This window comes from Citrobacter telavivensis (assembly GCF_041807075.1).
Taxonomy (GTDB): Bacteria; Pseudomonadota; Gammaproteobacteria; order Enterobacterales; family Enterobacteriaceae; genus Citrobacter_A; species Citrobacter_A telavivensis.
In genome coordinates, this window is record NZ_JBGUBF010000001.1 from 1643174 (window position 1) to 1663835 (window position 20662).

Genomic DNA, 20662 nt, shown 5'->3' on the forward strand with positions numbered 1-20662 from the left:
GATGCAAACCGTTTTAGCGAAAATCGTCGCAGACAAGGCGATTTGGGTGGAAGCCCGCAAACAGCAACAACCGTTAACCCGTTTTCAGAACGATGTCCAGCCCAGCACGCGTCATTTTTATGATGCCTTACAGGGCGCGCGTACGGCTTTTATTCTGGAGTGCAAGAAAGCCTCTCCATCCAAAGGCGTGATCCGCGATGATTTCGACCCGGCGCGGATTGCCGGAATATACAAACATTACGCCTCCGCCATTTCCGTTCTGACCGACGAGAAGTATTTTCAGGGCAGTATTGATTTCCTGCCGATCGTGAGCAGCATCGCGCCGCAGCCGATTCTGTGTAAGGACTTTATTATCGACCCTTACCAGATCTACCTTGCGCGCTACTATCAGGCTGACGCCTGCCTGCTGATGCTTTCCGTTCTCGACGACGAGCAGTATCGCCAGCTTTCTACCGTAGCGCACAGCCTGAACATGGGCGTGCTGACGGAAGTCAGTAATGAGGCCGAACTGGAGCGCGCCATTGCGCTGGGCGCGAAAGTGGTCGGGATTAACAACCGCGACCTGCGCGACCTGTCGATTGATTTGAATCGTACCCGTCAACTGGCACCGAAACTGGGTCAGGGTGTGACGGTGATTAGCGAGTCGGGGATCAATACCTACGCCCAGATCCGCGAGCTGAGCCACTTTGCCAATGGTTTCCTGATTGGTTCCGCGCTGATGTCCTCTGACGATCTCAACGCCGCCGTGCGTCGCGTTCTGCTTGGCGAAAATAAGGTCTGTGGCCTGACGCGTCCGGAAGATGCCAAAGCCGCCTGCGAATCTGGCGCGATTTATGGCGGACTGATCTTTGTCCCTTCTTCTCCACGCTTTGTCAGCGATGAGCAGGCCCGCGCGGTGCAGTCCGCCGCCCCGCTGCAATACGTCGGCGTGTTCCGCAACCATGATATTGCCGACGTCTGCGAAAAAGCGGTGCAGCTTTCGCTGAAAGCCGTACAACTGCATGGCCGCGAAGATCAGGCGTACGTTGACGCCCTGCGCGCCGCGCTGCCTGAAAACGTACAGATCTGGAAAGCGCTGAGCGTCGGTAACACCCTCCCGGCCCGCGATTATCAGCACGTTGACAAGTACGTGCTGGATAACGGCCAGGGCGGCAGCGGTCAGCGTTTCGACTGGTCGTTACTGCAGGGACAGTCGCTGGACAATGTGTTACTGGCAGGCGGTCTTGGCGCGGATAACTGCGTCGATGCGGCAAAAACCGGCTGTGCCGGTCTCGATTTTAATTCTGGCGTAGAGTCACAGCCGGGCATCAAAGATGCACGCCTTCTGGCCTCGGTATTTCAGACACTGCGCGCATATTAAGGAAAAGGACATGACAACATTACTCAATCCCTATTTTGGTGAATTCGGTGGCATGTATGTGCCGCAGATTCTGATGCCTGCTCTGCGTCAACTGGAAGACGCGTTCGTCAGTGCGCAAAAAGATCCCGAGTTTCAGGCCCAGTTTACTGACCTGCTGAAGAACTACGCGGGACGTCCCACCGCGCTGACCAAATGTCAGAACATCACGGCCGGAACCCGCACCACGCTGTACCTGAAGCGCGAAGATCTGCTGCACGGCGGCGCACATAAAACTAACCAGGTGTTAGGTCAGGCGTTACTGGCAAAACGCATGGGCAAAACAGAGATTATTGCCGAAACCGGTGCGGGACAGCACGGCGTCGCCTCTGCCCTCGCCAGCGCCCTGCTCGGTCTGAAATGCCGTATCTACATGGGAGCAAAAGACGTTGAGCGCCAGTCGCCGAACGTCTTCCGTATGCGCCTGATGGGTGCCGAAGTGATTCCGGTCCATAGCGGTTCGGCCACGTTGAAAGATGCCTGTAACGAAGCGCTACGCGACTGGTCTGGCAGTTACGAAACCGCGCACTACATGCTGGGTACCGCTGCGGGTCCGCACCCGTTCCCGACCATCGTACGTGAATTCCAGCGCATGATTGGCGAAGAAACCAAAGCGCAGATCCTCGAAAAAGAGGGTCGCCTGCCGGATGCGGTGATCGCCTGCGTGGGCGGCGGTTCCAACGCCATCGGGATGTTTGCCGATTTCATCAATGAACCCGACGTGGGATTGATCGGCGTGGAGCCGGGCGGTCACGGAATTGAAACCGGTGAACACGGTGCGCCGTTGAAGCACGGTCGCGTTGGGATCTATTTTGGCATGAAAGCGCCGATGATGCAGACCGATGAGGGCCAGATTGAGGAATCCTACTCCATCTCCGCGGGTCTCGACTTCCCGTCCGTTGGGCCACAGCATGCGTATCTGAACAGCATCGGTCGCGCCGACTACGTGTCGATCACCGATGACGAAGCGCTGGAAGCGTTTAAAACACTCTGCCTGCACGAAGGCATCATTCCGGCGCTTGAGTCGTCGCACGCCCTGGCCCACGCGCTGAAAATGATGCGCGAGAACCCGGAAAAAGAGCAACTGCTGGTGGTTAACCTTTCCGGACGCGGTGACAAAGACATTTTCACGGTACACGATATTCTGAAAGCGCGAGGGGAAATCTGATGGAACGCTATGAAAGCCTGTTTGCTCAACTCAACGATCGCAAGGAAGGAGCCTTTGTTCCCTTCGTGACCCTCGGCGACCCGGGCGTTGAGCAGTCACTGAAAATTATCGATGCCCTGATTGAGGCGGGTGCGGATGCGCTGGAGTTAGGGATCCCCTTCTCCGATCCGCTCGCCGATGGCCCGACCATTCAGAGCGCCACGCTGCGTGCATTTGCTGCTGGCGTTACGCCGACCCGCTGTTTTGAGATGCTGGCAGCCATCCGTGAAAAACACCCAACCATTCCAATTGGCCTGCTGATGTATGCGAACCTAGTGTTCAGCAAGGGCATTGACGCGTTTTACGCACAGTGTGAAAAGGTCGGCGTCGACTCCGTGCTGGTCGCCGACGTCCCCATTGAAGAGTCTGCGCCATTCCGCCAGGCCGCGCTGCGCCACAACGTTGCGCCGATCTTCATCTGTCCGCCAAATGCCGATGATGACCTGCTGCGCCAGATTGCCTCGCATGGACGGGGTTATACCTATCTGCTATCGCGGGCAGGCGTGACTGGCGCTGAAAACCGCGCCGCGTTGCCGCTACATCATCTGGTAGAGAAGCTGAAAGAGTACAATGCAGCACCGTCTTTGCAGGGGTTTGGCATTTCGGCACCGGATCAGGTTTCCGCCGCCATTGACGCGGGTGCCGCTGGCGCGATCTCCGGTTCTGCGATCGTCAAAATCATTGAGAAGAACGTTGAACAACCTGAGCAGATGCTCGCAGAGCTGAAGACATTCGTCAGCGGGTTAAAAGCCGCCACTCGCCGGTAATTTCCCAGGACCGCCAGACACCCTCTGGCGGTCCTATCCTTTGGTCTGCTTCATTTTATACATCTCGCCATCCGCAAACTGAATGGCATCATCAATCCCCTCAGTCACTTCTGCTGCGCCCCAGGAAATGGAGAGCGGTACCTGCTTATCCTGCACGATAAACTGATACTCATTGATTTGGCTGGCGATACGTTCTGCGATGGCGACCGCATCGGCAGTTTTCGCATGATACAGCACGATCACGAACTCATCCCCACCGGTACGAATCACCAGATCGTCACTGGTACGGGTGTTGGACAACATCCGGTTGGCAATGACCTGTAGCGCTCTGTCGCCAGCAACATGCCCCCAGGTATCGTTAATCGCTTTGAATTTATTGCAATCAACCAGTACCACCGAACTGTTTGAGAGATCCCGCCGCTTGATGATGTCGAGAATTTTACGGTTGAAGCAGCCCGTCAACGAGTCGATGTAGATTTTCAGATCGCTCTCATTCAGCCAGGATTTTAATCCCATCATGATCAGCACAAAGAAGAACGGAGCCATCAGGATCAGCAGTCCCGCCTGGGTGTCATGCATCGCAAACCCGCTGAGCGAGATGGCGTAGTGAATCACATACTTTTCAGAGAGCACCTTAAAACGGATTTCCGGGCGACGCTGACAGTCCCCCGACAGACAAAGCGATTGCTGATTCAGGGTATTCACCAGCGAAACGTTCAACCCGTGCGGCACCTGCCGATCAAAGGCATCGCGTAATGCTTCCTGAAGCTCCGGCCTCGCATGGTCGTAAACCAGATAGCCCACGATATGGTCGGAAATCTCATTGCCAGAGAGGTCATAAATATAGCTCACGACGCTGAAGGCTTTCTCATCCGTGATTTTATCGTCATAAAAATCCGTGGAGCTCAATGCTTTCGTTTTGACACTCTTTTCGAGCAGACGGGTATAAAAATCGACGGGAGGAAGAAAGAAGCTGGAAATATTTCGCGCCATCTTCGACGTGAGATAATCAAACGCTTTAGCATCCGCAGGTGTAAACCAGTAAAAATAGCTCGCATCATCGGCGATAATATAGCGATGAGCATCGAAATTACCCGGATTGAGCGCATTCACCCTGCTGCGAATAAACTCAGCGGCGGCAAACATGCACAGTGCGTTGACGGTCCGCTCACGTGCCACCATCGCTCCCGATGCGGAGTGAATGCGTTTGCTGTCGGCGTTAATACCCCAGGCTTCCCCGCGGGGAGTAAATTGTGACATCTCACCGCACTGGCCGGCGGTTTTAATCTGCCGGTAGCGCACACCGGTGGCATCCGCGATCATTTCATTATCATTAAAGATATCGAGCATCCGCGTTTGCAGGCGGTTCATCCCTTCATTAACCGCCGCCAGTCGCTGTTCATAGATAATGAACAGGAAAAGCGACGTAAAAAGCAGCGTGATCAACGCTGAGATAATAAGTGCCTGTCTGTTTCGTAAACTGTCCTGCACAATTTTCACCAAGGCACCCTGGGCATCAACACGCTGTTATCACTACGGTATTCGATTTTACCTGTGCAGTACAGGTCAGAACGGCTAATCATCCCCTTCTGTCAGATAACCTGCATGGCAGTTGCTCAAGCGTCGCAATTTTTTGTTCCAGCAAAAACGGCGTTAATTTCATGATGCGATACTTACAGTGCATGCCTATCAGAAAAGATAGCAGGTCTGTACGCGGTGCATAAAAAAAGCGGGCTGAAGGCGCCCGCTTTTAACCGTTGTGACCGTTTTTTAGAAACGGTAGCCCGCCGAGAACATAAACACCCACGGATCGAGGCGGATATTGTCGTTGTATCGACCTTCAGGCAGCACCGCGCCGTTAGATTTGTATTTGGCTTCGGTATCAATATCCATATACCAGACTGACATGTTAATCAGCCAGTCACGGTTGATGAGGTAATCGAGACCTACCTGGCCTGCCACACCCCATGAATCTTTCAGACTGAGATCGGATAGCCCAGCATCCTGACCGTCGTCATTAAATTTGGTATCGAAGAATGTGGTGTAGTTAACACCGGCACCAATATACGGACGCAGTTTGCTGCTGGAGTCACCGAAATACCACTGCGCCATCAGGGTTGGCGGCAGATGGTGAACGGTGGCGATATCACCGGTCGCCTGCGTACCCACCTTATGGCGGAATGGCGTTGCCGCCAGCAGTTCAACACCGATGTTATCGGTCGCCATGTAAGTGAATGTCAGACCCAACTGCGTGTTGTTGCTGACGTTAAAGCCACCTAAATGACCTAAAGTCCCGTCCGCGCCTTCTGAAGGTCTTACCGTCGCCGACCCCGCGCGAATAAAAAACTCACCGGCTTCATGTGCATAAACGCTGCCAGAGAGAAGTGTACTAACTGCCAATGCCGCCACTGTTAACTTTTTCATACCCGCTCCATCGTTATGGTTATAAATGCGTCACGAATATACCTACATTGGAGTAATAAGTGATCTAACCTGGATCACATTAGGCTGCATAATTTAACATTTATTGATCCAGATTAAGTTAGAAGTAGCATTCAAAATCCTGGTTATTACTGTTCAGATCAATTTTGTAATATTTTCAATCTGAAAGTATTTTCTTATTTTTTGCGGGAACGACGCCATCACGTTGTGGATTTGTTGTTCAAATTACTCTGGCTTTACAAAGATATGCTTTTCCATACACCCCTTGATGCTGCCACTGCACGGTTATCCAGGGTACAATTGCACGCTTAACAACACCTGCAGAACTCAAGGAGAGTGCATGTCTATCACGGCGCAGTCCGTATACCGTGACACCGGGAATTTTTTCCGTAATCAATTTTTAACCATCCTCCTGATCGCACTACTGTGCGCGCTCATCACGGTGGTATTAGGGCATGCCTTCTCACCCAGCGATGCGCAGATTGCGCAGTTGAGTGAAGGGGATAATCTTGCGGGAAGCGTGGGCTTGTTCGAACTGGTGCAAAACATGACGCCGGAGCAGCAGCAGATCCTGTTGCGCGCCTCTGCGGCCTCCACGTTTTCAGGACTGATCGGTAATACCGTGATGGCCGGTGGCGTACTGCTGATGATTCAGTTGATTTCAGCGGGTCATCGCGTCAGTGCCCTGCGTGCTATCGGTGCCAGTGCGCCGATTCTGCCGCGCCTGTTCATCCTGATTTTGCTGACGACCTTGCTGGTACAACTCGGGATTATGCTGGTGGTGGTGCCCGGCATCCTGTTGGCTATTCTGCTGGCGCTTGCCCCAATCATGCTGGTGCAGGATAAAATGGGTATATTCACCGCGATGCGCAACAGTATGCGTCTGGCGTGGTCTAATATGCGACTGGTCGCCCCGGCAGTCATGGGCTGGCTGCTGGCAAAAACGCTGTTGCTGCTGTTTGCCTCCAGCTTTGCTGCATTTGACCCTAACGTTGGCGCCGTTATCGCGAATACGTTGAGCAATCTGATCTCCGCCGTATTGCTCATCTACCTGTTTCGTCTGTATATGTTGATTCGCCAATAACCCTGTCTGCGTCGCCGGCAGAAATGCCCGACGCCTTTGATTACGGAATCGAAGAATGAAGCAGTTTCTTGATTTTTTACCGCTGGTTGTCTTCTTTGTCTTTTACAAAGTGTATGACATCTATGCGGCCACCTCGGCGCTCATTGTCGCAACGGCGATCGTGCTCATCTACAGTTGGGTTCGCTATCGTAAAGTTGAGAAAATGGCGCTGATCACCTTTGTGCTGGTTGCCGTGTTCGGTGGTCTGACTATCTTCTTCCATAACGATGAATTTATTAAATGGAAGGTGACCGTAATTTACGGCCTGTTTGCGGGTGCGTTACTGGTAAGCCAGTGGATCATGAAAAAACCGCTGATCCAGCGCATGCTGGGTAAAGAACTGACGCTTCCGCAACCGGTCTGGTCGAAGCTCAACCTCGCGTGGGCTATCTTCTTTATCCTGTGTGGACTTGCCAATATCTACATTGCATTCTGGCTGCCGCAAAATATCTGGGTGAACTTTAAAGTGTTCGGCCTCACTGCACTGACGCTGATCTTTACCCTGCTGAGCGGCGTCTATATCTATCGTCATCTCCCGCAAGAAGACAAATCGTAAACGTCCATCAGACCAGGCCTTCGGGCCTGGTTTTGCTTTCTGCACATTCCCTGCCGTACCTACCCTAAATTGCATGAATCATGAAGATATTATGGAGATTGCCTTCACAATATTGTAATGAGAATGGTTATCATTGATATTCCTTATCGCATTTTTAACAATATGGATGTCAGTTGATGAATACGATAACAAAAATCTCGCCGCGCCCTCTGGCGCTTTTGATTGCCACAGCATTAAGCGGAAATGCATTCGCTGCAGACGAGGTCATGAACGACGGCGAAACGATGGTCGTCCAGGCCACCGCCGAAGAGGCCCTCAAACAACAACCCGGTGTTTCTATCATCACCGCCAAAGACATTGAAAAATCCCCGCCGGTCAACGATCTCTCCGATATCATTCGCACCATGCCAGGCGTGAACCTGACAGGCAACAGCGCCAGCGGGAGCCGGGGCAATAATCGTCAGATTGACATTCGCGGCATGGGGCCGGAAAACACGCTGATCCTGATTGACGGCGTACCGGTCACTTCACGCAATTCCGTACGCTATAGCTGGCGTGGCGAGCGCGATACGCGTGGCGACACAAACTGGGTACCTGCGGAGATGGTCGAACGTATTGAAGTCCTGCGTGGCCCGGCGGCGGCGCGTTACGGTTCTGGTGCGGCGGGCGGCGTGGTAAATATCATCACCAAACAGCCGACAAACGACTGGCATGGCTCGCTGTCTCTTTATACCAATCAGCCAGAGAACAGCAAAGAAGGCGCCACCAAACGTGCGAACTTCAATCTGAGCGGTCCGCTCATTGATGACATTCTCACCATGCGCCTGTACGGCAATATCAATAAAATCGATGCCGATGCGGCGGATATTAATACCCAGCAAAATGGATCCTATGCCGCAGGACGTGAAGGGGTGCGCAATAAAGACATCAACGCCCTGCTCTCCTGGAAACTGACGCCACAGCAAATTGTGGATTTTGACTACAGCTACAGCCGTCAGGGCAATATCTATGCCGGAGATACGCAGTACAGCAACAGCAACGTCAGTCCTGACGGGTTAGTCAGCTCGCTCTACGGTGACGAAACCAACCGGATGTATCGCCAGTCATGGGGGCTGACGCATAACGGCATCTGGGACTGGGGACAGTCTAAATTTGGCGTGTATTACGAAAAAACCAACAATACCCGGATGCAGGAAGGTTCGACCGGTAGAGTGGAAGGTATGATCAATAACACCGAATATGCCACCAGCCGCCTGGAATCTTATCGTTCCTCCGGAGAACTCAACATTCCGCTTTTCTGGCTGGTTGATCAGACTCTGACCCTTGGGGCTGAATGGAACCGTGATGAACTTAACGACCCGGCATCGATGCAGGCTACCAGCGCATCCGGTGTGCAGATTGGCAATGTCTCCGGTGACGCGTCCAGCCGCAGCACCAAAAATAGCGCCACGCTTACCGGTATCTATCTTGAAGATAATATCGAAGCGCGGCCGGGCACAGATATTATTCCGGGGATCCGTTTTGACTATCACGACGAATTTGGCAGCAACTGGAGCCCCAGTCTGAATATGTCGCAGGAACTGGGCAGTCTGTTCAAACTGAAAGCCGGGATTGCGCGCGTCTTTAAAGCGCCAAACTTGTACCAATCCAGCGAGGGATATTTGCTCTCCACGCGCGGCAACGGTTGCCCGAATAATATCGCCACTGGCAGCTGTTATCTGCTGGGTAATCCGGATCTGGACCCGGAAATCAGTATCAACAAAGAAATCGGCCTTGAATTTACTTACTCAGGCTGGGATGCGGGAATCACCTGGTTCCGTAACGATTATAAAAACAAGATCGTCTCCGGGACCGATATTATCGGTTACGCTTCCAACGGGAATAATATCCTGCAATGGGAAAATGGCGGCAAAGCGATTGTTGAAGGCCTGGAAGGCAACGTGGTGATTCCGCTGGTACCGGAGACGTTAAACTGGCGCACCAACGCGACGTATATGATCAAATCCGAGAACAAGGACACCGGTAACCCGCTCTCTGTGATCCCCAAATACACCATCAATACCCTGCTCGACTGGCAGGTGAATGATAAGTTGTCCACCCAGCTACAGTGGACGCAGTATGGTCGACAAAAACCACGCGAGTACGCTGAAACGCGTAACGAAACGGGTGCCATGTCGGATAAAGAGATTGGCGCTTATGCGATTGTTGGTCTCGGTGCCAACTATCAGATGACGAAAAACCTGCGTCTGAACGCCGGGATCAGTAACCTGTTCGATAAGCAGATCTATCGTGAAAACGACGGAGCCTCCACCTATAACGAACCCGGGCGCGCTTACTATGCAGGCGTGACGATGTCATTCTAATCTCTCAAACGCCCGCCTCGCGGGCGTTTCCCCTCTGTTCTCCGTGCTAAAATCATAGTAGCATCGCGCCTGAAATTTCTTTCTACAGTCGGTTTTACAATGACAACAACAACTCACGCCCCACAGGGCGAACTGGTTTTACGCACACTGGCTATGCCTGCCGATACCAATGCGAACGGTGATATTTTTGGCGGCTGGCTGATGTCGCAGATGGATATTGGCGGTGCCATTCAGGCCAAGGAGATTGCCCATGGTCGCGTGGTGACCGTCCGCGTGGAAGGAATGAGCTTTCTGCGCCCGGTCGCAGTCGGCGACGTCGTGTGCTGCTATGCCCGCTGCGTGAAGCGTGGGACCACTTCCGTCAGTATCAATATTGAAGTCTGGGTGAAGAAAGTGGCGTCTGAGCCGATTGGCCAGCGCTACAAAGCGACAGAAGCGTTGTTCATCTACGTCGCGGTGGATCCGGACGGTAAACCCCGCCCGCTTCCGGCGCAATAAGCACAAAAAAGCCTCCGCTCTGGAGGCTTCTTTTTTCCTGCGTCACAATCACTCGATTTGCGTGGTGCCGTTCAGGCGGAAGACAATATTCACGACTAACCCTGAGCCCGGTTTTCCGGCCTCATAGCGCCATCTGCGCATCGCATTTTTCACTTCACGTTCAAACATGTTGGCCGGTTGCGCTGACACGATTTGTACGTTATCTACCCGACCGTCAGACGTGACGTCAAATTTCACTTTTACCCGCCCCTCAATGCGCAATGCCTGGGCTCGCGCCGGATACTGCGGCTGATTGCGCGTCAACGCACGCGGACCTGCCGGAACGCTCACCGTCGGCTTGCTGGTCGCCGGTGCGGTACTGGTCGTCGGACGCGCAGGCGCGGTATTCTCAAACGGTGACGTCTGGCGCGGCTCGGCAGGTTTAACATCACGCTTCGGCTGCTCCTGCACCTTTTTCACCGGCTTCGGTTTTGGCTTAGGTTTAGGCTTCGGTTTCTCGATAATAACCGGAGCCTCTTTAGGCGGTTCGGGAATCGGCTCAGGTTCAGGCTCGACCACCGGTTCCGGCGGCGGCTGAACCGCCTGTGGCGGTTCCAGGTCGGCTGGCGAAACCATCGTTACGGAGATAGGCTGCGCAGGGGCTGGCAGTTCAATAACCTGATGTACTGAGGTATACAAGAGTCCCGCCACTAACGCGCCATGAATGCCAACGGAAAGTAACGTCGGCCAGGGAAAGCGACGAGGTAAATCAAGGGTCATTGAAGTCATAATCGTTTCAGTTGAAAAACCAGGCCTCGATTTTAAATGCAAATAGCAATCATATTCAATAAGCCATCGACATAAGCGCCATTTTTATCCTGTCAATTCCCTGACAACTGCACGGCCTTAACAAGGTTGTCATCTTTGCGTTGCAGTAAAGAGACCTTTCAAATAACGTATTTAGCACTTTTACCGACCAAGGAGCCCTATCCGTGCTTTATGTCATCTACGCGCAAGATAATCAAAACTCACTTGAAAAGCGTCTTTCCGTCCGCCCCGCTCATCTGGCGCGACTGCAGTTGCTCCACGACGAAGGACGTCTCCTGACCGCGGGCCCAATGCCTGCTGTCGATAGCAACGATCCGGGTGCGGCAGGTTTTACCGGCTCCACCGTTATTGCTGAATTTGACTCACTGGAAGAGGCGAAATCCTGGGCGGAGGCCGACCCCTATGTCGCCGCCGGGGTTTACGCGCAGGTTTCGGTGAAACCCTTCAAGAAGACGTTCTGAAAGACGTGTTCATTGGGCACCGCATGCGGTGCCCTGTTCACTCAGAGGCTGTGGATCGCAAACAACAGCGAATTACGCTGCTGATTCAGGACACACTTTCTGATTGAGTGGATGCGCATATTCCGACGCGACTGCCCCTCAAGCCAACGCGCTTTACGGCGACTGGCCTGACGCAGCATCCGCCAGCGCCCCACTTCCGTTCTACTCCGCTTCATGATACCTACTCTTACAGTGCTAGAATTGGCATTATACCCCCCGCAGACAGGCAGGCTAGCGCTTTTGCCGTGTTTTTATTTGCCAGATTAATCATGACGCGTAAACTCATAACAATACGCTTTCAAAAGGATTTTTAATCTATGACAACCTTCTACACGGTGGTGAGTTGGCTGGTCATTCTGGGCTACTGGGTGCTCATTGCCGGTGTAACATTACGTATTTTAATGAAACGCCGTGCGGTTCCCTCCGCGATGGCCTGGCTGTTGATCATTTACATTCTGCCGTTGGTCGGAATTATTGCTTATTTATCCTTCGGGGAACTCCATTTAGGCAAACGCCGGGCCGAGCGCGCCCGCGCAATGTGGCCGTCCACCGCGAAGTGGCTGAACGATCTCAAAGCCTGCAAACACATCTTTGCCGAGGAGAACAGCAGCGTTGCCGCTTCGCTGTTCAAACTCTGTGAGCGCCGCCAGGGCATCGCTGGCGTCAAGGGCAACCAACTTCAGTTGCTCACCGATTCTGATGATGTGATGCAGGCGCTAATCCGCGATATCCAGCTCGCGCGACATAACATCGAGATGGTGTTCTATATCTGGCAACCCGGCGGCATGGCGGATCAGGTTGCGGAATCTCTGATGGCTGCCGCACGACGCGGGATCCATTGCCGCCTGATGCTCGACTCTGCCGGCAGCGTCGCCTTCTTCCGCAGTCCCTGGGCAGCGATGATGCGCAACGCCGGCATCGAAGTGGTTGAGGCGCTGAAGGTCAATCTGTTCCGTGTGTTCCTGCGCCGTATGGACCTGCGTCAACACCGTAAAATGGTAATGATCGACAACTATATTGCCTATACCGGCAGCATGAATATGGTTGACCCGCGCTTTTTCAAACAGGATGCGGGAGTGGGTCAATGGGTGGATCTGATGGCGCGAATGGAAGGTCCGGTCGCCACCGCGATGGGCATCGTCTATTCCTGCGACTGGGAGATTGAAACCGGCAAACGGATCCTGCCTCCGCCGCCGGACGTCAACATCATGCCGTTCGAAGAGGCCAGCGGACACACCATTCATACCATCGCCTCTGGCCCAGGCTTTCCGGAAGATCTGATACACCAGGCGCTACTGACTGCGGCCTATTCGGCGCGTGAATATTTGATCATGACCACCCCCTATTTCGTGCCGAGCGACGATTTACTGCACGCCATCTGTACGGCGGCGCAGCGCGGGGTGGACGTCAGCATTATTCTGCCGCGCAAGAATGATTCGCTGTTGGTCGGCTGGGCCAGCCGCGCCTTCTTTACCGAACTGCTGGCGGCAGGAGTGAAAATCTATCAGTTTGAAGGCGGTCTGCTGCATACCAAGAGCGTACTGGTCGATGGTGAACTCAGTCTGGTCGGGACCGTGAACCTCGACATGCGCAGCCTGTGGCTTAACTTTGAGATCACACTGGTCATTGATGACGTCGGATTCGGCGGCGATCTGGCTGCCGTGCAGGACGACTACATCTCCCGTTCCCGGCTGCTGGACGCGAGTTTGTGGGTAAAACGGCCACTCTGGCAGCGGATCACCGAGCGACTGTTTTACTTCTTCAGCCCGTTGCTGTAAAACGTGCCCAAGAGACGGTAAACAGGTAGTCATTATGGATATGGATCTGAACAATCGCCTGACTGAAGACGAAACGCTTGAGCAGGCTTACGATATTTTTCTCGAACTGGCGGCCGACAACCTCGATCCGGCGGACATTATTTTGTTCAACCTGCAGTTTGAGGAACGCGGCGGCGCGGAGTTATTTGACCCGTCAGAAGACTGGCAGGAGCATGTTGATTACGACCTGAACCCTGACTTCTTTGCCGAAGTGGTGATTGGTCTGGCGGACAGCGAAGATGGCGAGATCAACGATATTTTTGCTCGCGTACTGCTGTGTCGCGAAAAAGATCACAAACTCTGCCATATTCTCTGGCGCGAGTAATGAGTAATAATGATGAAGAGAAGAGCCGCCAGCGCGGCTCTTTTTATTTAGTCCGGTAGTTTACTGCCGCAATGGTTACAAAACTTCGCGCTATGTTCGTGCTGACTTTGCTGACACTGCGGGCATTTCCGCTGCTGGCTTCGCTTTTGAAACGCGATGCTCATATGGGTGGTGATCAATCCGGTGGGGATCGCAATCACCGAGTAGCCAATCAGAATCAGTGCTGACGCCACTACTCGCCCCAACGGGGTGTGAGGCGTAATATCGCCGTACCCGACTGTCGTAACCGTAACAATCGCCCAGTAGACCGACGCATTCAATGTGGTAAATCCATATTCCGGCCCTTCGATGAGATACATCAGCGTGCCGAAAATAATCATCACAATGCCGATAAACGAATAAAACAAAATCAGCTGATGTCTGGCGCTCAGAATCGCCTGCCAGAACACCCGTAGCGAAGGCATAAAGCGCAGTAACTTCAGGATCCGCAAAATACGAATGGCCCGCATCGCCCGCCAGGCAAAAACGTAATTAAGGCTGATTTCCGGCCACAGCCACATCACATACAAGGGCAGAATGGTGGCTAAATCAATCAGGCCCCAGAAGCTGAAGACATATTTCGCCGGATTCGGCCAGCTCACTAAACGCAGAAAATATTCCAGCGTAAAAACCAGCGTGACGAAGAGTTCGAGCCAGACGAAAATATGCCACTCATCAAATGTCAGGTGATATTGCGTGCCAATGCCCGACTCAATAAAAATAATCAGCACGCTGAGCAGCGCGAACAGTGCGCATAATCCCTCAACCCGTCGGCCTGAACGGGTATTCAGGTCGAACAAACGGTGATAAACCCGCCCGCGAAGTGATGACAATGAAAACGACACGATAACCTCAGTAAAAAGAAGGGCTGACAGTTTGTCAGCCCTTGCAATTATAACGGGTCTACCTTAAGGCAGGATACGGCATGCCGGAAACTACCTTCCAGTACCGGGCGCGTTTTCGCACACTCGGGCCCGGCAATGGGACAACGGGTGCGGAATACGCAGCCTGACGGCGGGTTAATCGGTGACGGCAATTCCCCTTCCAGTAACTGAATCGTCTTGTTCTTTTCCAGATCGGGATCGGGAATCGGCACCGCCGACATCAGTGCTTTGGTGTAGGGGTGCAGCGGGTTGTGGTAAACCTCATCATAGGTTCCCAGCTCCACGGCATGGCCCAGATACATCACCAGTACGCGGTCGGAGATATGTTTTACGACCGCCAGGTCATGGGCAATGAAGATCAGCGACAGTCCCATCTCCCGCTGAAGCTGCTGCAGCAGATTGACGACCTGCGCCTGAATCGACACGTCCAGCGCGGAGACCGGCTCATCACAGATGATCAGCTTCGGCTCCAGAATCAACGCCCGGGCAATCCCGATACGCTGGCACTGTCCGCCCGAAAACTCATGCGGGTAGCGGTTGATCAGGTTTGGCAGCAAACCCACCTTCATCATCATCGCTTTTACCCGATCGCGCACATCCTGACGCGATAGCTTCGGATGATAGGTCCGCAGCGGTTCAGCAATGATTTCACCAATGGTCATGCGCGGATTCAGCGACGCCAGCGGATCCTGGAAAATCATCTGAATATCGCTGCGCACGTCGCGCCATTCATCGGGTTTCATTCCCAGCAGGTCTTTACCTAACCATGCCACCCGCCCTTCGGTTGCTTTTACCAGTCCGATAATGGCCCGGGCAAAGGTCGATTTCCCACAGCCAGATTCACCAACGACACCCAGCGTCTCCCCTTCATACAGCCGCAGCGTCACGCCATCGACGGCCTTCAGGGTTTTCGAGGGCTGCCAGAACCACTGCTTGCCATCTTTAATGTCGAAATGCACCTTCAGATCGGCGATTTCCAGGAGGACTTTACGTTTTTCATCAACAGCGTTCATGCCAGATCCTCCACCGGTTTAAAGCAGGCGCGCAGACGTCCTGGACTGAACTCTTCCAGCGGCGGCGCGGTGCTGCAAATCTCCATCGCATGAGGGCAACGCGGCTGAAACGGACAGCCTTTCGGCAGACGCAGTAAGTTGGGCGGGTTTCCCGGAATAGTCAGCATCTCTTCGCCTTCACCATCCAGACGCGGCACTGCGTTCAGCAGGCCAATCGAATACGGATGAACGGGCTGATAAAAGACATCGCGGGCATTACCGTATTCCATAGTCCGACCGGCATACATCACCAGTACTTTGTCGCAGATACCGGCCACAACCCCAAGATCGTGGGTAATCATGATGATTGCGGTGTTAAATTCACGCTTCAGTTCATTCAGAAGCGTCATGATTTGCGCCTGTACGGTGACGTCCAGCGCGGTCGTCGGTTCGTCGGCAATCAGTAACTTCGGCCTGCACAGCAGCGCCATTGCGATCATCACGCGCTGGCGCATACCACCGGAAAATTCATGCGGGAACATCTTCATCCGCTTACGCGCTTCCGGCATTTTGACCGCGTCCAGCATTCTGACCGACTCGTCAAACGCCTCCGCTTTGCTCATGCTTTTATGCAGCATCAGCACTTCCATCAGTTGCTCTCCGACGCGCATGTAAGGGTTCAGCGAGGTCATCGGGTCCTGGAAAATCATCGAGATCTGTTCGGCGCGCAGTTTATTCAGTTCTCGCTCCGGCAGATTGAGGATCTCGCGTCCGCTGAAGGTCGCCGAACCGCCAATCCGGCCATTGGCGGCCAGCAGCCCCATCAGCGCAAACGCGGTCTGCGATTTGCCTGAACCGGACTCCCCCACGATACCGAGGGTTTCTCCGGCGCGCAGCGTAAAGTTCAAATCATTCACTGCGGTGACATCACCGTCCGGGGTGCTGAACGTCACGCGGAGATCTTTTACGTCCAGCAGTGCGTTAGCCCTTTGCTGCGTGAACGGCACGCTTGCAGTTTCAATTACGCTCATGGCTGCACTCCTTAACGGTCTTTCGGGTCGAGGGCATCACGCAGGCCATCGCCAATAAAGTTAAAACAGAACAACGTCACCACCAGGAAGCCTGCCGGGAACAGCAGTAGCCATGGCGACACTTCCATCGAGTTGGCGCCATCACTCAGTAATGCGCCCCAACTGCTCAACGGCTCCTGCGTTCCCAGTCCCAGGAAGCTGAGGAAGGATTCAAACAGGATCATGCTTGGCACCAGCAAAGAGGCATACACCACCACCACGCCCAGCACGTTAGGCACAATATGACGCAGTACGATATTGCCGGTCGACACGCCGCCCACCTGCGCGGCCTCGATAAACTCTTTTCGCTTCAGGCTCAGGGTCTGCCCACGCACAATACGCGCCATATCCAGCCAGGAGACCATTCCGATCGCCACAAAAATCAGCAGAATGTTTTGTCCGAAGAAGGTGACCAGCAGAATAACGAAGAACATAAACGGGAAGGAGTTGAGGATTTCCAGCAGACGCATCATCACGGAGTCGATTTTTCCGCCCAGATAGCCAGAAAGCGAGCCGTACAGCGTGCCCACCACCACGGCTACCAGCGCGGCGGCGATGCCGACCATCAGCGAGATCCGCCCGCCAATCGCCACGCGCACCAGCAGGTCACGTCCGGAGGAGTCGGTACCGAAATAGTGGCCTGATTCGGTATCTGGCGCGCTGGACATCATTCCCCAGTCGGTATCGAAGTAGGTGAACTGCGACAACATGGGTGCCAGCGTCACAAACAGCGCGATCAATACCAGCACAATCAGGCTGGCGACCGCGGCGCGGTTATGCATGAAACGACGGCGTGCATCCTGCCACAGGCTGCGTCCTTCGACCTCCAGCTTCTCACTGAAATTCTCCAGCGCGTCGCTGTTTTTCTTACTTAACATCATCGCGAGCTCCAGTATCAGTAACGAATTTTCGGGTCGATGACGGCGTACAGCACGTCAACTATCGCATTAAAGACAATGGTTAATGTCCCCACGAGGATCGTCAGGCTGAGAACCAGCGAGTAATCGCGGTTCAGCGCGCCGTTAACAAACAGCTGACCGATACCCGGCAAACCATAAATTGTTTCAATGACCATCGAACCGGTGATAATCCCGACAAATGCTGGTCCCATATACGAAAGCACCGGGAGCAGCGCGGGTTTCAACGCATGGCGAAAAATGATGCGACGCATCGGCAGCCCTTTGGCTCGCGCGGTGCGGATGAAATTCGAGTGCAGCACTTCAATCATCGAGCCACGGGTGATACGCGCAATACTGGCAATATAGGCCAACGAGAGCGCCACCATCGGCAGGATCATAAATTTCAACGCCCCACCGTTCCAGCCGCCGCCCGGCAGCCACTTGAGGGTGATCGCAAATATCATGACCAGTAGCGGCGCGACCACAAAGCTCGGTATCACCACCCCGGTCATGGCCACCCCCATGACCGCATAGTCCCATCGCGTGTTTTGCTTCAACGCGGCAATCACGCCGGCGCTCACCCCGAGGACAACGGCCAGAAGAAAGGCTGCAAGGCCCAGCTTCGCGGAAACCGGGAAGCTCGAGGCAACCAGATCGTTAACCGTATAATCTTTGTATTTAAAAGAAGGTCCGAAATCACCGTGCGCCAGCTGCTTCAGGTAACTGAAATACTGGGTCATGATGGGATCGTTTAGATGGTATTTCGCTTCAATATTCGCCAGGACTTCCGCTGGCAGCGCGCGTTCACCGGTGAAAGGACTTCCCGGCGCAAGGCGCATCATAAAGAACGAAATGGTAATAAGAATAAACAGTGTCGGAATTGCTTCCAGACAGCGGCGTAGAATAAATTTCAACATTGCCCGTACCTTCTGGCGAGTGCCTTTACACCCCTTCACGCAGAACCACTGATGAGGAGTGTTGAGAGTCGACGAAAAAAGACACTGTGGGGCAACCTATGCTGCCCCACCCTTTGCCATTAATGCTTGATAATATACAAGTCTTTTACGTGGATATTATCCATCGGGTCTTTACCGGTATAACCACCCACCCACGGTTTAACCAGACGGGCGTTGACGTAGTAGAACACCGGCACAATCGCAGAATCTTTATCAAGCTGCTGCTCGGCTTTACTGTACAGCTCAGTACGCTGCTCTTCATTCGTTGCTTTCAGCGCATCGGCAAGGATCTTGTCAAACGCCGGGCTCTTATAGTGCGTCGTGTTGTTCGAGCTGTCAGACAACACCATATTCAGGAAGGACGTTGGTTCATTGTAATCCGCACACCAGGCCGCACGCGAGACATCATAGTTACCCTGATGACGCGTATCGAGGAAGGTTTTCCACTCCTGGTTTTCCAGCTTCACATTCACGCCTAAGTTTTTCTTCCAGATGGACGCGGCGGCAATAGCCAGTTTTTTATGCAGATCGGAGGTGTTATACAGCAGGTTGAAGGTCAACGGTTTTTCCGCGGTATATCCGGCTTCAGCCAGTAATTTTTTCGCTTCTTCGTTACGTTTTTCCTGCGTCCAGCCAAACCACTCTGGTTGAGTCAGTTTTGCGCCGTCGGTGTACGGAGGCGTGAAGCTGTATGCCGGCAGGTCGCCCTGGTTTTTCACTTTATTAACGATAATATCGCGGTCCAGCGCCAGCTTGAGCGCGGTACGCACGCGGACATCCGTAAACGGTGCTTTCTGGTTATTGATTTCGTAATAGTAGGTGCACAGATACGGGTCAACGTGAACTTCGTTCGGGATCTCTTTTTTCAGCTTCTGGAACAGTTCAATCGGCATGTTGTTATAGGTCATGTCGATTTCACCGCTGCGGTAACGGTTGACGTCCGTCACTTCTGAAGCGATTGGCAGGTAGGTCACCTGATTAATGACCGTTTTGGCGTTGTCCCAATAATTAGGATTGCGCTCGAGCACGATATGCTCGTTGACGACCCAGTCTTTCAGCTTATACGCACCGTTGGTGATGATATTCGCTGGCTGTGTCCACTTCTCACCGTATTTTTCGACAGCGGCTTTAGGAACCGGGGAAACGGATGAGTGCACCAGCAGTTTGTAGAAATAAGGAACAGGCTCGCTGAGGGTGACTTCAAAGGTATTATCATCGATAGCTTTAACACCGAGATCGGTTGGTGGTTTCTTGCCGGCAACAATGTCGTCAATATTGACGATGTGACCATACTGGAGATAACTGGCGTAAGGAGATGCGGTATTCGGATTCGCCAGACGCTGCCAGCTGTATACAAAATCGTGGGCCGTCACCGGCGAGCCATCTGACCATTTTGCGTCTTTGCGCAGATGGAATGTCCAGACTTTAAAGTCTTTATTTTCCCATTTCTCAGCCACGCCCGGGGACGGTTTACCGTCGACGTCACTGATGATTAAACCTTCGAACAGATCGCGGCTGATATTGGATTCCGGCACCCCTTCAATTTTATGCGGATCGAGGGACTGTACTTCCGAGCCATTATTTCGCACCAGCGTCTGTTTTTCTGCCAGTTGTACACCTGCGGGAACAACCGCCGCCGTCGCCACATTTCCGGCGATTAGCGCAGTCAAAATTCCTGCCGCCACTAAACTTTTTTTCGTGTTGGTCATTGTGTTTGTACTCCCTCATTATAATTACTGGTTAAATCACCAGCCTGTTAATCCCGTCAGGGATCTCTGAGCAGCTCCGGAGACTTTCAGCTGTCAGGTCGTTTACTGCCTGCTATCACCGACTTTATTTATTCTGGCGATTCGTTTGATCACCTTACGTCGATTCGTTATACGCCTCCCCTGCCAGGGGCGCATGAATAGTGGGCTGAACTGCCTTGTTGATATTTATTCTCATCAACGAGCAATCTGCTGCAATATGAACTGTCGGAAAGTAACAAAAGCATTAATTAACCGCCAATACAATTTACAGAT

Annotated in this window: 20 protein-coding genes and 1 pseudogene; 11 read left to right on the forward strand and 10 right to left on the reverse strand. The window is 53.3% G+C overall.

Annotation, left to right across the window (positions count from 1 at the left end):
- The first annotated feature begins 1 nt into the window (after window position 1).
- From trpCF to trpA, 3 genes are read left to right on the forward strand one after another with little or no spacing between them, the layout of a single operon-like run.
- On the forward strand, window positions 2-1360 hold the full coding sequence (trpCF, locus tag ACERJC_RS07780; RefSeq protein ID WP_373671689.1) for a bifunctional indole-3-glycerol-phosphate synthase TrpC/phosphoribosylanthranilate isomerase TrpF: 1359 nt from the start codon (window positions 2-4) through the stop codon (window positions 1358-1360).
- Between the two features lie 10 nt (window positions 1361-1370).
- Window positions 1371-2564 carry a tryptophan synthase subunit beta gene (gene trpB, locus ACERJC_RS07785; RefSeq protein ID WP_046481030.1) on the forward strand — a complete coding sequence of 398 codons (1194 nt, stop codon included), beginning with the start codon at window positions 1371-1373 and terminating at the stop codon, window positions 2562-2564.
- Window positions 2564-3370 carry a tryptophan synthase subunit alpha gene (gene trpA / locus ACERJC_RS07790; protein ID WP_152404358.1) on the forward strand — a complete coding sequence of 269 codons (807 nt, stop codon included), beginning with the start codon at window positions 2564-2566 and terminating at the stop codon, window positions 3368-3370. Before trpB ends, trpA begins: the two co-directional genes overlap by 1 nt.
- A gap of 33 nt (window positions 3371-3403) precedes the next feature.
- Here the strand turns inward: trpA and ACERJC_RS07795 are convergent, their stop codons facing one another.
- A complete protein-coding gene (locus ACERJC_RS07795) occupies window positions 3404-4870 on the reverse strand; it encodes a GGDEF domain-containing protein (protein WP_373671407.1) in 1467 nt (488 codons plus the stop codon).
- A gap of 270 nt (window positions 4871-5140) precedes the next feature.
- A complete protein-coding gene (ompW, locus tag ACERJC_RS07800) occupies window positions 5141-5794 on the reverse strand; it encodes an outer membrane protein OmpW (protein ID WP_371895011.1) in 654 nt (217 codons plus the stop codon).
- A gap of 252 nt (window positions 5795-6046) precedes the next feature.
- On the opposite strand from ompW, the pseudogene ACERJC_RS07805 reads away from it, so the two are divergent.
- The 5 genes and pseudogenes from ACERJC_RS07805 to yciA all read left to right on the forward strand — a co-directional run.
- A pseudogene (locus ACERJC_RS07805) lies at window positions 6047-6124 on the forward strand (YkgJ family cysteine cluster protein); the annotation flags it as partial.
- A 28-nt stretch (window positions 6125-6152) separates the two neighbouring features.
- Window positions 6153-6896, forward strand: a complete 744-nt coding sequence (locus tag ACERJC_RS07810) for a YciC family protein (protein ID WP_178828567.1) — start codon at window positions 6153-6155, stop codon at window positions 6894-6896.
- Window positions 6897-6951: 55 nt separating this feature from the next.
- Window positions 6952-7491 carry a septation protein A gene (locus tag ACERJC_RS07815; protein ID WP_046481035.1) on the forward strand — a complete coding sequence of 180 codons (540 nt, stop codon included), beginning with the start codon at window positions 6952-6954 and terminating at the stop codon, window positions 7489-7491.
- Between the two features lie 176 nt (window positions 7492-7667).
- Entirely contained in the window at window positions 7668-9854 is a 2187-nt protein-coding gene (locus tag ACERJC_RS07820; RefSeq protein ID WP_373671408.1) for a TonB-dependent siderophore receptor, read from the forward strand.
- A 99-nt stretch (window positions 9855-9953) separates the two neighbouring features.
- Window positions 9954-10352 (forward strand): acyl-CoA thioester hydrolase YciA, encoded by a 399-nt coding sequence (gene yciA, locus ACERJC_RS07825; protein ID WP_152404351.1) that lies wholly within the window; start codon window positions 9954-9956, stop codon window positions 10350-10352.
- Window positions 10353-10400: 48 nt separating this feature from the next.
- Here yciA and tonB read toward each other — a convergent pair whose 3' ends face one another.
- Window positions 10401-11111, reverse strand: a complete 711-nt coding sequence (gene tonB, locus ACERJC_RS07830; RefSeq protein WP_152406318.1) for a TonB system transport protein TonB — start codon at window positions 11109-11111, stop codon at window positions 10401-10403.
- A 212-nt stretch (window positions 11112-11323) separates the two neighbouring features.
- Here tonB and ACERJC_RS07835 point away from each other — a divergent pair, with 212 nt between their 5' ends.
- Window positions 11324-11620, forward strand: a complete 297-nt coding sequence (locus ACERJC_RS07835; protein ID WP_046481037.1) for a YciI family protein — start codon at window positions 11324-11326, stop codon at window positions 11618-11620.
- 41 nt (window positions 11621-11661) lie between these two features.
- Here ACERJC_RS07835 and ACERJC_RS07840 read toward each other — a convergent pair whose 3' ends face one another.
- Window positions 11662-11835 (reverse strand): YciY family protein, encoded by a 174-nt coding sequence (locus tag ACERJC_RS07840; RefSeq protein ID WP_086512586.1) that lies wholly within the window; start codon window positions 11833-11835, stop codon window positions 11662-11664.
- 141 nt (window positions 11836-11976) lie between these two features.
- Here ACERJC_RS07840 and cls point away from each other — a divergent pair, with 141 nt between their 5' ends.
- Together cls and ACERJC_RS07850 are read left to right on the forward strand one after the other, a co-directional pair.
- Entirely contained in the window at window positions 11977-13437 is a 1461-nt protein-coding gene (gene cls, locus ACERJC_RS07845) for a cardiolipin synthase (protein ID WP_061077688.1), read from the forward strand.
- A 34-nt stretch (window positions 13438-13471) separates the two neighbouring features.
- On the forward strand, window positions 13472-13801 hold the full coding sequence (locus ACERJC_RS07850) for an HI1450 family dsDNA-mimic protein (RefSeq protein WP_042283511.1): 330 nt from the start codon (window positions 13472-13474) through the stop codon (window positions 13799-13801).
- Window positions 13802-13848: 47 nt separating this feature from the next.
- On the opposite strand, the gene ACERJC_RS07855 is transcribed toward ACERJC_RS07850, so the two are convergent.
- From ACERJC_RS07855 to oppA, 6 genes are all read right to left on the reverse strand, one after another.
- Window positions 13849-14685 (reverse strand): ion transporter, encoded by an 837-nt coding sequence (locus ACERJC_RS07855; protein WP_152404345.1) that lies wholly within the window; start codon window positions 14683-14685, stop codon window positions 13849-13851.
- A gap of 47 nt (window positions 14686-14732) precedes the next feature.
- Window positions 14733-15737 (reverse strand): murein tripeptide/oligopeptide ABC transporter ATP-binding protein OppF, encoded by a 1005-nt coding sequence (gene oppF / locus ACERJC_RS07860; protein WP_178826088.1) that lies wholly within the window; start codon window positions 15735-15737, stop codon window positions 14733-14735.
- Window positions 15734-16747 (reverse strand): murein tripeptide/oligopeptide ABC transporter ATP-binding protein OppD, encoded by a 1014-nt coding sequence (gene oppD / locus ACERJC_RS07865; protein ID WP_152404340.1) that lies wholly within the window; start codon window positions 16745-16747, stop codon window positions 15734-15736. Before oppD ends, oppF begins: the two co-directional genes overlap by 4 nt.
- A gap of 11 nt (window positions 16748-16758) precedes the next feature.
- A complete protein-coding gene (gene oppC / locus ACERJC_RS07870; protein ID WP_152404338.1) occupies window positions 16759-17667 on the reverse strand; it encodes an oligopeptide ABC transporter permease OppC in 909 nt (302 codons plus the stop codon).
- Window positions 17668-17681: 14 nt separating this feature from the next.
- The gene (oppB, locus tag ACERJC_RS07875) at window positions 17682-18602 is read right to left on the reverse strand and encodes an oligopeptide ABC transporter permease OppB (protein ID WP_042318633.1); all 921 of its coding nucleotides are present in this window, start codon (window positions 18600-18602) and stop codon (window positions 17682-17684) included.
- Window positions 18603-18721: 119 nt separating this feature from the next.
- The gene (oppA, locus tag ACERJC_RS07880; RefSeq protein WP_373671409.1) at window positions 18722-20350 is read right to left on the reverse strand and encodes an oligopeptide ABC transporter substrate-binding protein OppA; all 1629 of its coding nucleotides are present in this window, start codon (window positions 20348-20350) and stop codon (window positions 18722-18724) included.
- Window positions 20351-20662 lie beyond the last annotated feature (312 nt).

Coding starts and splice junctions, on each gene's coding strand:
- oppF (WP_178826088.1), bottom strand. CDS start 15,737: ATGAACGCTGTTGATGAAAAACGTAAAGTCCTCCTGGAAATCGCCGAT.
- tonB (WP_152406318.1), bottom strand. CDS start 11,111: ATGACCCTTGATTTACCTCGTCGCTTTCCCTGGCCGACGTTACTTTCC.
- oppC (WP_152404338.1), bottom strand. CDS start 17,667: ATGATGTTAAGTAAGAAAAACAGCGACGCGCTGGAGAATTTCAGTGAG.
- ompW (WP_371895011.1), bottom strand. CDS start 5,794: ATGAAAAAGTTAACAGTGGCGGCATTGGCAGTTAGTACACTTCTCTCT.
- ACERJC_RS07850 (WP_042283511.1), top strand. CDS start 13,472: ATGGATATGGATCTGAACAATCGCCTGACTGAAGACGAAACGCTTGAG.
- trpCF (WP_373671689.1), top strand. CDS start 2: ATGCAAACCGTTTTAGCGAAAATCGTCGCAGACAAGGCGATTTGGGTG.
- ACERJC_RS07810 (WP_178828567.1), top strand. CDS start 6,153: ATGTCTATCACGGCGCAGTCCGTATACCGTGACACCGGGAATTTTTTC.
- ACERJC_RS07820 (WP_373671408.1), top strand. CDS start 7,668: ATGAATACGATAACAAAAATCTCGCCGCGCCCTCTGGCGCTTTTGATT.
- trpB (WP_046481030.1), top strand. CDS start 1,371: ATGACAACATTACTCAATCCCTATTTTGGTGAATTCGGTGGCATGTAT.
- yciA (WP_152404351.1), top strand. CDS start 9,954: ATGACAACAACAACTCACGCCCCACAGGGCGAACTGGTTTTACGCACA.
- oppD (WP_152404340.1), bottom strand. CDS start 16,747: ATGAGCGTAATTGAAACTGCAAGCGTGCCGTTCACGCAGCAAAGGGCT.
- ACERJC_RS07840 (WP_086512586.1), bottom strand. CDS start 11,835: ATGAAGCGGAGTAGAACGGAAGTGGGGCGCTGGCGGATGCTGCGTCAG.
- cls (WP_061077688.1), top strand. CDS start 11,977: ATGACAACCTTCTACACGGTGGTGAGTTGGCTGGTCATTCTGGGCTAC.
- oppB (WP_042318633.1), bottom strand. CDS start 18,602: ATGTTGAAATTTATTCTACGCCGCTGTCTGGAAGCAATTCCGACACTG.
- trpA (WP_152404358.1), top strand. CDS start 2,564: ATGGAACGCTATGAAAGCCTGTTTGCTCAACTCAACGATCGCAAGGAA.
- ACERJC_RS07815 (WP_046481035.1), top strand. CDS start 6,952: ATGAAGCAGTTTCTTGATTTTTTACCGCTGGTTGTCTTCTTTGTCTTT.
- oppA (WP_373671409.1), bottom strand. CDS start 20,350: ATGACCAACACGAAAAAAAGTTTAGTGGCGGCAGGAATTTTGACTGCG.